The organism is Peribacillus sp. NPDC097895, from assembly GCF_050277555.1.
Lineage (GTDB): Bacteria > Bacillota > Bacilli > Bacillales > DSM-1321 > Peribacillus.
Window position 1 is genome coordinate 18,724 of the sequence record NZ_JBNNSH010000006.1, and the last position, 12,587, is coordinate 31,310.

The 12,587-nt window shown below is 41.4% G+C and carries 10 protein-coding genes; all 10 read left to right on the plus strand.

The genetic code is table 11. From position 1 onward, the window contains the following. Window positions 1-35: 35 nt before the first annotated feature. Window positions 36-2,285 carry a DNA helicase PcrA gene (gene pcrA / locus ACQKMH_RS22605; protein WP_427589624.1) on the plus strand — a complete coding sequence of 750 codons (2,250 nt, stop codon included), beginning with the start codon at window positions 36-38 and terminating at the stop codon, window positions 2,283-2,285. 102 nt (window positions 2,286-2,387) lie between these two features. After that, complete coding sequence (ligA, locus tag ACQKMH_RS22610) at window positions 2,388-4,394, plus strand: NAD-dependent DNA ligase LigA (RefSeq protein ID WP_427589625.1); 2,007 nt, start codon at window positions 2,388-2,390, stop codon at window positions 4,392-4,394. Window positions 4,395-4,405: 11 nt separating this feature from the next. Next, complete coding sequence (locus ACQKMH_RS22615; RefSeq protein WP_427589626.1) at window positions 4,406-5,575, plus strand: CamS family sex pheromone protein; 1,170 nt, start codon at window positions 4,406-4,408, stop codon at window positions 5,573-5,575. Between the two features lie 473 nt (window positions 5,576-6,048). After that, window positions 6,049-6,339, plus strand: a complete 291-nt coding sequence (gene gatC, locus ACQKMH_RS22620; RefSeq protein ID WP_137018236.1) for an Asp-tRNA(Asn)/Glu-tRNA(Gln) amidotransferase subunit GatC — start codon at window positions 6,049-6,051, stop codon at window positions 6,337-6,339. Between the two features lie 12 nt (window positions 6,340-6,351). Next, complete coding sequence (gene gatA / locus ACQKMH_RS22625) at window positions 6,352-7,812, plus strand: Asp-tRNA(Asn)/Glu-tRNA(Gln) amidotransferase subunit GatA (protein ID WP_230160826.1); 1,461 nt, start codon at window positions 6,352-6,354, stop codon at window positions 7,810-7,812. A gap of 12 nt (window positions 7,813-7,824) precedes the next feature. Continuing rightward, window positions 7,825-9,252, plus strand: coding sequence for an Asp-tRNA(Asn)/Glu-tRNA(Gln) amidotransferase subunit GatB (gatB, locus tag ACQKMH_RS22630; RefSeq protein WP_427589627.1), 1,428 nt, complete (start codon window positions 7,825-7,827; stop codon window positions 9,250-9,252). 184 nt (window positions 9,253-9,436) lie between these two features. Next, window positions 9,437-9,979 (plus strand): RNA polymerase sigma factor, encoded by a 543-nt coding sequence (locus tag ACQKMH_RS22635; protein ID WP_427589628.1) that lies wholly within the window; start codon window positions 9,437-9,439, stop codon window positions 9,977-9,979. After that, entirely contained in the window at window positions 9,976-10,443 is a 468-nt protein-coding gene (locus tag ACQKMH_RS22640; protein WP_427589629.1) for a hypothetical protein, read from the plus strand. Before ACQKMH_RS22635 ends, ACQKMH_RS22640 begins: the two co-directional genes overlap by 4 nt. Then, window positions 10,436-11,506 (plus strand): hypothetical protein, encoded by a 1,071-nt coding sequence (locus tag ACQKMH_RS22645; RefSeq protein ID WP_427589630.1) that lies wholly within the window; start codon window positions 10,436-10,438, stop codon window positions 11,504-11,506. Before ACQKMH_RS22640 ends, ACQKMH_RS22645 begins: the two co-directional genes overlap by 8 nt. Next, a complete protein-coding gene (locus ACQKMH_RS22650; protein ID WP_427589631.1) occupies window positions 11,503-12,426 on the plus strand; it encodes a LiaF transmembrane domain-containing protein in 924 nt (307 codons plus the stop codon). Before ACQKMH_RS22645 ends, ACQKMH_RS22650 begins: the two co-directional genes overlap by 4 nt. The last annotated feature ends 161 nt before the right edge of the window (window positions 12,427-12,587 follow it).

Here is a 12,587-nt window from a genome sequence, read left to right on the forward strand (position 1 = left end):
AAAAGGAAACGAATGTTCGTATAGGTGGTGTGATAATGCAATATTTAGCGGAAAAATTACTAATAGGTTTGAATGAACAGCAGCAAAAAGCAGTAAAATCGACTGATGGCCCACTTTTAATCATGGCTGGAGCGGGAAGTGGAAAGACGCGTGTGCTGACTCACCGTATAGCTTACTTGATGGTCGAAAAGGAAATAGCACCTTGGAACATCCTTGCCATCACGTTTACCAATAAAGCCGCACGTGAGATGAAGGAGAGGATTCGTGCCATACTTGGCGGTGCGTCCGAAGATATCTGGATTTCGACGTTCCACTCGATGTGTGTCCGCATTCTACGGAGAGATATTGATCGGATCGGATTTAATAGGAACTTCTCGATATTGGATACGACGGATCAGCAATCGGTCATTAAGCAAATCATGAAAGAGCGTAATATGGATACGAAGAAATATGATTACCGTGCCATTTTGGGCAGCATCAGTTCAGCAAAAAATGAATTGGTCGGTCCGGAAGAGTACCTGAAGACGGCATCAGATTTTTTCACTAAAGTAACTGCCGATGTATATACGGAATACCAAAAACGGCTTCGGAAGAATTCAGCGCTTGATTTCGATGATTTGATCATGATGACGATTCAATTGTTCCAACTAGTACCGGAAGTGCTTGAATATTATCAGCGCAAGTTTCAATACATTCATGTGGATGAGTACCAAGATACGAACAGGGCTCAATATATGCTTGTGAAACTACTAGCTTCACGTTTTCGTAATCTTTGTGTTGTTGGGGATTCAGATCAATCGATCTATCGTTGGCGAGGTGCGGATATTGCAAATATCCTTTCTTTTGAAAAAGATTACCCGAATGCTAACATGATATTCCTCGAACAGAATTACCGCTCGACGAAAAAGATTCTTGAAGCGGCGAATAAGGTCATCGATAACAATCAAAACCGGAAACCGAAGAACCTTTGGACCGAGAATGCAGATGGTAATAAGATATTCTATTATCGTGCAGACAATGAACAAGGGGAAGCGCAATTTGTTGCCGGAAAGATCAATGAGTTAGTTATGGACAGCAGTAGAAAATATGCCGATATAGCAATCCTTTACAGAACAAATGCACAATCCCGTGTCATGGAGGAAGTTCTGCTTAAATCCAATATAAACTATGCAATCGTCGGCGGCACAAAGTTCTATGACCGTAAAGAGATCAAGGATCTACTAGCTTATCTTCGCCTTATTGCAAATCCTGATGATGACATCAGTCTTCGCCGTGTAATCAATGTACCAAAACGCGGCATTGGTGCAACCTCAATGGACAAAGTGGCAGATTATGCAGATCAGTATGATGTTTCCATTTATAAAGCACTTGAATCAGTGGAAATGGTAGGGATCAGCGGGAAGGCTACCAAAGCAGCTAGGGAATTCCATACGTTAATCACTAATTATACAAATCAGCAGGAGTACTTATCCGTAACTGAGTTGGTGGAAGAAGTCATTAAGAAAACCGGTTACCGTGAGATGCTGCAGGCAGAAAAAACGATTGAATCACAAAGCCGGCTTGAAAATATAGATGAGTTTTTATCTGTTACGAAAGCATTCGAAGATAACAGCGAGGACAAATCATTGGTGGGCTTTTTAACTGATCTGGCATTGGTTGCAGATATAGATCAACTAGATGAGAATTCCGAAGAAGCTACAAACACTGTAACGCTGATGACACTTCACTCTGCGAAGGGACTAGAATATCCGGTAGTCTTTTTACTGGGTCTTGAAGAAGGTGTTTTCCCTCATAGCCGCTCGCTTATGGATGAAGAGGAGATGGAAGAAGAACGCCGTCTGGCATATGTGGGGATTACAAGGGCTGAAAATGAGCTATTCATAAGTAATGCCCAAATGAGGACATTGTATGGACGGACGAGCATGAATCCAGTTTCACGTTTCATCGGAGAAATACCAGCGGAACTTCTTGAAGATCTTAAACCGAAACCTGCTCCTAGAGCTAGGCAAACACCTTTCAGTTCTTCGTCGAGAAGCGGAGCTCCTGCAACATCTTCCGCAAGAAAAGTGCATGCCTTTGGAAAAGCTGTTTCTGCACCATCTGCAACAGGCGGTGAAGAAATCGGCTGGGCTGTCGGTGATCGTGCATCCCATAAAAAATGGGGTATAGGAACCGTGGTGAGCGTAAAAGGGGAAGGCGAAGGAAAGGAACTGGATATTGCATTTCCTAGTCCAATCGGCATCAAACGCCTACTGGCGAAATTTGCACCAGTTGAAAAAGCATAAGCTATTTTTATGCGTCTACTGGTAAATAATAGGGATATCTGACTTTAGACACCGCTCTTCCATAGAAGTGCGGTGGAGTCTTCTTTAGAAAGGATTGAACGTATGGACGTACAAGCTGCAGAGAAGAAAATACTAGAACTGCAAACATTATTGAACCAATACAGCTATGAATATTATGTGATGGACCAGCCATCAGTACCTGATGCTGAATATGATCGGCTACTCCGTGATCTTATTGAGTATGAGGAGAAATTTCCTGAACTGAAAACGGCGGACTCACCAACACAACGTGTCGGTGGCGCCATTTTGGATATGTTTGAAAAAGTGGAGCATACCTCACCGATGCTTAGCTTAGGCAATGCTTTCAATGAAAGTGACTTACGGGATTTCGACAGAAAGGTCCGGCAATCCGTAGGTGACGATTTTTCCTATGTATGTGAATTGAAAATAGATGGTCTCGCCGTCACGCTTCAATATGAGAATGGATATTTCGTAAGAGGGGCAACCCGTGGAGATGGAACGATCGGGGAGGATATTACAGCTAACCTGAAAACAATCAAGTCGATTCCATTGAAGGTGCGGGAGCCGGTTGCCATAGAAGTGCGCGGTGAGGCATTTATGCCAAAAAAATCATTCGAATCTTTAAATAAGGCTAAGGAAGAACGTGGTGAAGAACCTTTTGCAAACCCGCGGAATGCTGCTGCTGGTTCGTTAAGGCAACTTGACCCAAAGCTTGCTGCGAAACGGAACTTGGACATTTTCCTTTATGCGATTGCTGATTTGGGCGAAACAGGGGTCCAATCCCATAGTGAGGGTCTTGATTTATTGGACCGACTGGGGTTTAAGACGAATAAGGAAAGAAAAACATGCACGAATATAGAGGAAGTACTAGCCTATATAGTAGAATGGACGGAACAACGTCCAAACTTAGCCTATGATATTGATGGAATTGTCGTAAAAGTGGATTCCCTAGAACAGCAGGATGAATTAGGTTTTACTGCAAAAAGTCCGCGTTGGGCCATTGCTTATAAATTCCCGGCAGAAGAAGTCATTACAACCCTAAGGGATATCGAGCTGAATGTTGGCCGTACAGGTGTATTGACCCCAACGGCTGTCTTGGATCCCGTCCGGGTAGCGGGTACGACTGTGCAGCGCGCTTCCTTGCATAACGAAGACTTAATCCGGGAAAAGGACATCAGGATCGGAGATCAAGTTGTCGTGAAAAAAGCAGGTGATATCATTCCAGAGGTGGTCAATGTGTTAGCAGATCGCCGTACAGGTGAAGAAGTCGAATTCCAGATGCCGACTGAGTGCCCGGAATGCAGCAGTGAGCTTGTTCGGCTGGACGGGGAGGTTGCTTTACGCTGCATAAACCCGAAATGTCCTGCGCAAATACGGGAGGGCTTGATTCACTTTGTATCCCGGACGGCAATGAATATAGACAGTCTTGGTGAAAAAGTGATTAGCTTGTTGTTCAAAGAAAAACTCATACAAGACGTGGCTGATATTTATAAGCTTACATACGATCAACTGATTGCATTGGAGCGGATGGGGGATAAATCGGTCAATAAACTCCTTCAAGCTATTGAAGCTTCGAAAACCAATTCTTTGGAAAAATTACTATTTGGGCTAGGTATTCGCCATGTTGGTTCGAAAGCGGCGAAAACGCTAGCGCAAGAGTTTGGGACGATGGAAGCCTTAAGTAAGGCGAGCCGTGAAGAACTGACATCCATTAATGAAATAGGTGATAAGATGGCCGATTCCATCGTAGCGTATTTTGAATTGGAAGAGGTCCATGCGCTATTGAACGAGTTGGAAGCATACGGTGTGAATCTCACTTATAAAGGGCCAAGAGCTATTCCCATTGAAGAAATTGACTCCTATTTTGCCGGTAAAACGATCGTTTTAACAGGTAAATTGCATCAGCTAACACGTAATGAAGCAAAAGAAAAATTAGAGGCGCTAGGAGCTAACGTAGCTGGAAGTGTCAGCAAGAAAACCGATTTGGTCGTGGCTGGCGAAGATGCCGGTTCCAAATTGGAAAAAGCGGAAAGCCTAGGCGTATTGGTATGGGATGAAGAGAGACTGGTTGAGGAACTAAAAAAATAAGAGGTGTAGCTATGAGGAAACACTCTATTTTGGGGATGATTCTTATACTGCTTCTTGCTGGATGTGCACCTAGCTTTGAGGATAAGCAAGAAGTAGTTCAAGACTCCAAAAGCAAAAAAGAAACGGCAATTATTCCGAAGTATAAAATTTCGGATGAATATTATCAAACAATCCTTCCGTTTGAGCCATCAAAAGCACGCGGGTTAGTCGTATCGAATTTAAATACCCGATATGATATTGAAGAATTCGAAAATGGTCTTATGAGGTTGGCACAAACCCAATTTGATCCCGACGATTACCTATTCCAAGAAGGGCAAATGCTTAATAGCTCCACGATATCTTCCTGGCTGAACAGAAAATATACCAAAAGTCAGTTGAAGGAAAAGGACATGAAAGCCTCGGAGAACGTTGGCTTGAATCCGGTTGATCCTGGTAAAGGTGACATCGATAAGCGGAATGAAGAAAATCCAATCTATCTTGCTCATATTTTAGAACATAATTATTTAGTAAAAACAAAAGATAATTCAGTGAGTCTTGGTGGAGTGGTAATAGGTCTTGCGATGAATTCAGTGCATTACTATCAAAAAGAGGCATTTGGTGCCACATATGAACAGAAAATCGATAGCCAAAAGATAAAGCAAGAAGGGGAGAAAATTGCTGCTGAAGTTTTAAAAAGGCTGCGTAATACAGAAAAGCTTAAAAATGTTCCGATTACGATTGCCTTATTCGAGCAAAATGAAAAATCCTCTGTAGTGCCTGGGAATTTCATTTCCTATACGAATATCGGACAAAACTCTGATAGTATTGGAAAATGGACAGATTTGGACGAAGAGTATTTCTTATTTCCTTCTGCTAGTGCTGAAAAAAAATATAGGGATGATGTCAATACTTTCACCAACTTTAAAGAAGATGTCGAAGAGTATTTCCCTAATTTTAACGGAGTCATCGGCAGGGCGTTTTATATGGATAAACAATTACAAAGTCTGAACATCGATATTCCCATTCAATTCTATGGGAACTCGGAAGCGCTTGGGTTTACCCAATATGTAGCTGGGCTTGTAATGGAACGTTTCCCTAACTATATTTCCGTACAAGTATCCATTACCTCTGTAAATGGGCCTGAAGCGCTCATTGTCCGTGAAGCAAATCAGGACGAACCAACCGTGCATATATATGAATGAAAAATGAAAAAGATGAAGCTTAACAGCTTCGTCTTTTTTTGTATGTACCATCCGCTACATGGTACATGTTTAATCGATTCTTACACGAATCGATATAGATACTCCTTCCAGCACGACATAAATTAAAAATGTACTGGAGTCACCCTTGAACGGAATGAATAAGAAAATAATCCTTAACCTGCTTTTGCAAGCATACTAAAGAGAGTAAAACCTTCCATATTAGGAAACGCTTCCTGATATTACAGACGATCTTTTGTCGAATTCTAGGGCCATCTTGTCATTTCCCCGGAAATTCCGGCAACTTTCTCATATTTCCCGGAAAATATCTCTTTTTCCTTATGAAATATTTGAATTTCGACAATGTATCTCTTGTTGCTTTACTGTGTAATAGTTTGATATGATTTAAACGATGATTTTATGGATAAAAGCGGCGAAATTCAGTCGATTTGGATATTTTTTCGGAGGTGAAGAGAATGTCACGTATTTCTATGGAACAAGTTAAACACGTTGCCCATTTGGCTCGTTTGGCAATTACGGAAGAGGAAGCACAACAGTTTCAACATCAGCTTGACCAAATGATTTCATTTGCGGAGCAGTTGAATGAGCTTGATACAGATCAAGTAAATCCGACTTCTCACGTTTTGGATATGAAAAATGTAATGCGCGAAGATGTCGCAAAGCCAGGATTACCAGTGGAAGAAGTAGTTAAAAATGCACCGGATAGCAAAGATGGATATATCCGTGTACCATCTATAATTGAATAAGGAGGGACAATGATGTCGTTGTTCGAACAAAAGGTTTCTGAGCTTCATGAACGCTTACATAAGAAAGAGATCAGTGTCACTGATCTTGTTAACGAATCATATGAGCGAATTGGACAAGTAGAAGACAAAGTGAAGGCATTTTTGACACTTGATGAAGAAAACGCCCGCAATCAAGCAAAACAATTGGATGACCAACTAGTAAAAGGCGAGAACGAGGGCTCTTTATTTGGTATGCCAATCGGAGTGAAAGATAATATTGTCACAAAAAATTTACGGACGACTTGTGGGAGCAAAATCTTGGAGAACTTTGATCCAATTTATGATGCAACCGTCGTTCAAAAGTTACAGCAGGCAGAAACGGTGACGATCGGAAAATTGAATATGGATGAATTTGCGATGGGTTCTTCAAATGAGAATTCCGCATATCAGGCAACACGCAATCCTTGGAATCTGGATTATGTACCAGGTGGTTCTTCAGGTGGTTCTGCTGCATCTGTCGCTTCCGGTGAAGTCTTATTCTCTTTAGGCTCCGATACGGGTGGATCGATCCGCCAACCAGCGGCATATTGTGGAGTTGTCGGCTTAAAGCCTACTTATGGACGGGTTTCCCGTTTTGGACTTGTAGCGTTTGCGTCTTCATTAGACCAAATCGGTCCGGTTACTAGAACAGTAGAAGATAATGCCTACTTGCTTGGAGCGATATCTGGTTTAGATCCAATGGATTCCACTTCTGCTAACGTTGACGTACCGAATTTTGTGAATTCATTAACAGGCGATGTAAGAGGAATGAAAATTGCAGTCCCTAAAGAATATCTCGGTGAAGGCGTTGGCGAAGAAGCTCGTAATTCCGTTCTTGAAGCGTTAAAAGTATTAGAAGGACTTGGAGCCGAGTGGGAAGAGGTATCCTTGCCGCATTCCAAATATGCCCTAGCTGCTTATTATCTGCTTTCTTCTTCGGAAGCTTCAGCTAACCTTTCCCGTTTTGACGGAGTGCGCTACGGACACCGTACGGATAATGCAGAAACACTTATAGAGATGTATAAGCAAACTCGTGCAGAAGGATTCGGTGACGAAGTGAAACGCCGTATCATGCTTGGAACTTTCTCCTTAAGTTCAGGTTATTATGATGCTTATTATAAAAAGGCACAAAAAGTACGTACATTAATTAAAAAAGACTTTGAAGATGTCTTTGAAAAATATGATGTCATCGTTGGGCCGACTACACCTACACCTGCATTTAAAATTGGTGAAAAAGTGGATGATCCATTAACGATGTATGCGAATGATATTTTAACGATTCCAGTCAATCTTGCTGGTGTACCAGGTATATCCGTTCCATGTGGATTTGCAGCTAATGGGCTCCCGCTTGGACTGCAAATGATTGGAAAGCATTTTGATGAAAGCACGATTTACCGCGCGGCTCACGCATTTGAGCAAGCAACAGATTTTCATAAACAATTTCCTAAGCTGTAAGGGGTGAAAAAAATGGACTTTGAAACGGTCATTGGTCTAGAAGTACACGTAGAATTAAAAACGGATTCAAAAATTTTCTCAGCGAGCCCGAATCATTTCGGAGCTGCTCCAAATAGTAACACGACTGTAATTGACCTAGGTTATCCAGGCGTATTGCCTGTCGTCAATAAAAAGGCTGTTGATTTTGCAATGAAGGCTGCAATTGCTTTGAATTGCGAAGTGGCTGAAATAACGAAATTCGACCGGAAAAACTATTTCTACCCGGACAATCCTAAAGCATTCCAAATTTCTCAGTTCGATCAACCGATCGGTGAGCATGGTTGGATTGAAATCGAAGTTGGCGGCAAGAAAAAGAAAATCGGCATTACCCGCATTCATATGGAAGAGGATGCAGGTAAGCTGACACATAAGGGGAACTATTCACTTTGCGATTATAACCGCCAGGGAACTCCTCTTGTCGAAATCGTATCTGAACCGGATATCACTTCTCCTGAAGAAGCATATGCTTATCTGGAAAAATTAAAATCCATCATTCAATACACGGGTGTTTCCGATTGTAAAATGGAGGAAGGCTCACTTCGCTGTGATGCTAACATTTCCTTGAAACCTGTCGGGCAAAAAGAATTCGGTACGAAAACCGAATTGAAAAATCTGAATTCATTCAACTTCGTTCGCAAAGGGTTGGAGCATGAAGAAATCCGGCAAGCGGAAATTTTGAATGAAGGCGGCATAATCGAACAAGAGACACGCCGGTTCGACGAAGCTACAGGCAGAACGGTTCTAATGAGAATTAAGGAAGGTTCTGATGATTACCGTTACTTCCCGGAGCCGGACTTATTGACAATCCATATCGACGAAGAATGGAAAGCGCGCATCGCTGCCGAGATTCCAGAACTTCCGGATGCCAGGAAAAAACGTTATGTCGAAGAATTTGGCTTACCGGAATATGATGCGGCCGTTTTAACGGTAACGAAAGAAAGTGCTGATTTCTTTGAAGCGACTGTTGCTGCAGGAGCGGATGCAAAACTTGCATCTAACTGGATCATGGGTGAGGTTTCCGCTTTCTTAAATGCAGAAGGAAAAGAACTGCATGATGTCGAATTGACTGCTGAATCATTGGCAGGAATGATCAAGCTGATTGAAGATGGCACGATTTCTTCTAAAATAGCTAAAAAGGTTTTCAAAGAATTGATTGAAAACGGTGGGGACGCAGAAACGATCGTCAAGGAAAAGGGACTTGTCCAAATTTCCGATGAAGGCGCGTTGCGTACCGCTGTTGAAGAGGCCTTGAATAATAACCCGCAATCAATCGAAGACTTTAAGGCTGGTAAACAAAAAGCAATCGGCTTCCTTGTCGGGCAGATTATGAAAGCGACAAAAGGACAAGCTAATCCGCAACTTGTTAATAAAATCTTGGTAGAAGAAATCAATAAACGTTAATATGGACCGTATCACTTTTAAAGTGGTACGGTTTTCCCATGATTAAGGAAAGCGTTTTACGAGAAAAATAAACGAACCTGCGCACGCGAATAAATTTTTTGATTTTTTTTGGAGTTATCTGTAGGGGTAGCTCCTTTTTGCGTCGTCTATTACCTGAATGCTTAAAAGGGAAGGAGGAAGAGGAGTGACGGATGAGTTAGTTGAGAGGGTCAGGGCTGGGAATGATCATGCATTCCGAATATTGATTGAAACGTATAAACAGACGATTTTTAGAACCGTCTATTCCGTTTTACGCAATCAAAAGGATGCAGAAGATGTCACCCAGGAAGTCTTTATCAAAATCTATACTTCTCTTCCTCAATATAAGAATCAAGGTTTCAAAACTTGGATTACCCGTATTGCAGTCAATCATGCAATAGATTTAAAAAGAAAAAGGGAACGCCAAAAGGAAGAACCGCATGAGGAATATTCATCGGAAGCTAAGTTGGGCTTATCTGATGATGTCGAGGCAGTATTTTTTCGGAATGAAAGAAGAAAGCAAGTATTACGAAAGCTGAATGAACTTCCGGAGGGGTATCGGGACGTTGTCTATGGCTTTTACATAAAGGAAAAGACATTCAAGCAAATTGCAGAGGAACAGCAGATTCAAGTTAAATCTGTGGAGGTAAAGCTATATCGGGCAAGAAATTGGATGAGAAAACATTGGAAAGAGGAGGATTTTTCATGAATCATGTTCCAGAAACAAGATGGGTTGCTTATTTGGCAGATGAAATACCTGAGGATCTAAAAATAGAATATGAAAATCATCTATACTCCTGTGACGAATGTTTATCAGCCTATATGGACGCGATGGAAAAAGAAGAATCCAGTCTGGACGTTGAAGGATTGGATATTGCAGGTTCTGTCATGGACTCAATCAACCTCTTGAAAGGCGAATCTCTTGAAGAGGCAAAGCAAATCCGAAAAGAGAAATCTCTTCGGACGATCACAAGACATTACCTGATCGCAGCCGGGTTCACGATCTTATTAATGGCAGGTGGTGTATTTCAATCATTGACAAAATACGTCGATTCTGTGGAATCCAGCAGTGTTAAGGAAACACAATCCTTAACGGATGGCCTTATTGATAAAACATTTAATTGGATGGACTCTATTGAAAAGAAAAATAAGGAGGGGTTTAGAAATGAATAAAAGTCCGGTTTTAGCTTTCTTGTTATCGTTTCTGCCAGGTTTCGGACACTTTTACCTAGGAAGGAAATATAAAGGTTTATTTTATTTTCTTGCCACGGCTGGATTGGGGCTTGGAGGTCTTTTTCTAGCATTGATCAGTCAAACGGATTCTTTTCTGGTCATTTCCATGATTGGAATGGTTTTTTATCTCATCAGCATATTCGACTTGGTGGTCACCTCTCTAAGAAATCCTAAAAGTGAAGCGGATATAGAGGGAACGGCAGATCAGCCGGAGGCAGAAAGATTCTATGTTATCATCCTTTCGTTCATTCCAGGGTTAGGACATTTTCAGCTGGGACTCATGAATCGGGGACTCATTTTTCTCATTGGCTTTTTAGGCCTTGGCATTATGGTGATATTCATCAGTGTAATGACACAAATGGAAGGTCTGTTAATATTTATGGCTTTATTGCCGGTAATCTGGATTTACAGCTTTTTTGACTCTGTCCAACAGCTGAATAAAAAGCAAAGTGGTGAGGAGCTTATTGATCGGACCGTTTTGGAAGATTTCGAGGAGAGACGGGAATCCGGGAAGAAGAGTAAATCGGTCGCGTCTTTATTCGCGATTTTCCCCGGCGCTGGTCACTTATATTTAGGCCTGCAAAAACGTGGTATCCAATTGATGGCTGGCTTTTTATTCGCCATTTACATACTGGATTTACTCCGTTTGGGTTTCTTCTTTTTCCTTATTCCGATCATCTGGTTTTATAGTTTTTTTGATGGATTGCAAAAGGCCTCAAAAATGGAGGAGGGGCCTGTTGAAGATACGCCCATTATTTCAGGAATCGTCAATCAACAAAAATGGGTAGGAATCGGTTTAGTGGGGCTTGGTATCTATTTCTTGGCAAGTAATATAATCGTCCCGGCAATTGCTCCTTATTTAGATGATTGGATTGGAAACAACTTGGAATATTGGTTTAGAGATTATTTTCAAAAGGGACTGGTTTGCATTCTGCTTATAGGTGGGGGAGTCAAGTTGCTGGCCGGGAGCAAAAAAGCGAAAGTGAAGGAGGAGACAAAGTGAGGACATGGAGAGTCGGAACGATTTCAATGGGTGTCTCCCTGGTTGGTTTGGGTGTGGTTTTACTGGTTTCTCAAATTACCGAAATGAATTTGACGACGATTCTGCTATCTTGGTGGCCGTTGCTGTTCATAATTTTGGGAGCGGAGATTCTTTTCTATATTTATTTTTCAAGAAAAGAGAGTTCTTTTGTTAAGTATGATCTCCTTAGTATTCTTTTCGTGGGATTGATTGGCACGACGGGGATTGCTTTAGTTCTGCTAACATCAAGCGGACTGATGGATCAAGTCAGGGCAGCCGTGAAAAGTGAAGAAAAAACGGTCGATTTGCCTGGTTTCAATGAAAAGGCTGGGAAAGGCATACAGAGAGTTGTCCTGGATTCTGGATCATACCCATTGACGATTGAAAGTGGTGCCGATGAGAAAGTTTCCATTTTTGGAACATACGATGAGCGGGTAATGGAAGATACAAGTTCATTGTTGAAAAAGAGGGAAGATTATTTAATGGTTGAGAGAATTGGCGATACGCTTTATATCAGGTTCAAGGATTTACCGATTCAAAATGGACTTTTGGACAGCGGGACGATGAATCTTAAGGCAACTCTTATCATCCCTGCTGAATTGGCATTAGAGATAGACGGACAAAATACCGACCTTGTCTTGAAGCCTAGGCAGCTTATGAATGATTGGAGTGTAAAGGATAGTGGGAATGTTAGTGTATTCCTTCAAAATGATAGTGATATCAAGATAGATGCAAGAGGGGTCGAAGAACTTGAAGGTCCCGAGAAAAGCTGGAAGATGACTGAAGTAAAAGAAAAAGAAACAAGTGATATTGTAAAAAAGAATGGGATATTCAATACGGGAAAAGGGAATCATATTTTAACCGTCACAGATACGTTTAACGTGAAAGTTCATTATCCATGATTGAAATCATTTACTAGAATAAAATTGTAAAAAGCTTTATAATTTCCCTGATAAGATTTCTAGTAAAATGCATATAAAGAAATGGACCGAAATACGGTCCTCTTTTTTTCGAATATTGCTTTTCATGTAATGAAGGATTAAGATGTAAATTATGGAATCAA

Bases quoted from the DNA above. Each gene is read 5' to 3' on its own strand.
- pcrA (WP_427589624.1), top strand. From the start codon at position 36: ATGCAATATTTAGCGGAAAAATTACTAATAGGTTTGAATGAACAGCAG.
- ligA (WP_427589625.1), top strand. From the start codon at position 2,388: ATGGACGTACAAGCTGCAGAGAAGAAAATACTAGAACTGCAAACATTA.
- ACQKMH_RS22615 (WP_427589626.1), top strand. From the start codon at position 4,406: ATGAGGAAACACTCTATTTTGGGGATGATTCTTATACTGCTTCTTGCT.
- gatC (WP_137018236.1), top strand. From the start codon at position 6,049: ATGTCACGTATTTCTATGGAACAAGTTAAACACGTTGCCCATTTGGCT.
- gatA (WP_230160826.1), top strand. From the start codon at position 6,352: ATGTCGTTGTTCGAACAAAAGGTTTCTGAGCTTCATGAACGCTTACAT.
- gatB (WP_427589627.1), top strand. From the start codon at position 7,825: ATGGACTTTGAAACGGTCATTGGTCTAGAAGTACACGTAGAATTAAAA.
- ACQKMH_RS22640 (WP_427589629.1), top strand. From the start codon at position 9,976: ATGAATCATGTTCCAGAAACAAGATGGGTTGCTTATTTGGCAGATGAA.
- ACQKMH_RS22645 (WP_427589630.1), top strand. From the start codon at position 10,436: ATGAATAAAAGTCCGGTTTTAGCTTTCTTGTTATCGTTTCTGCCAGGT.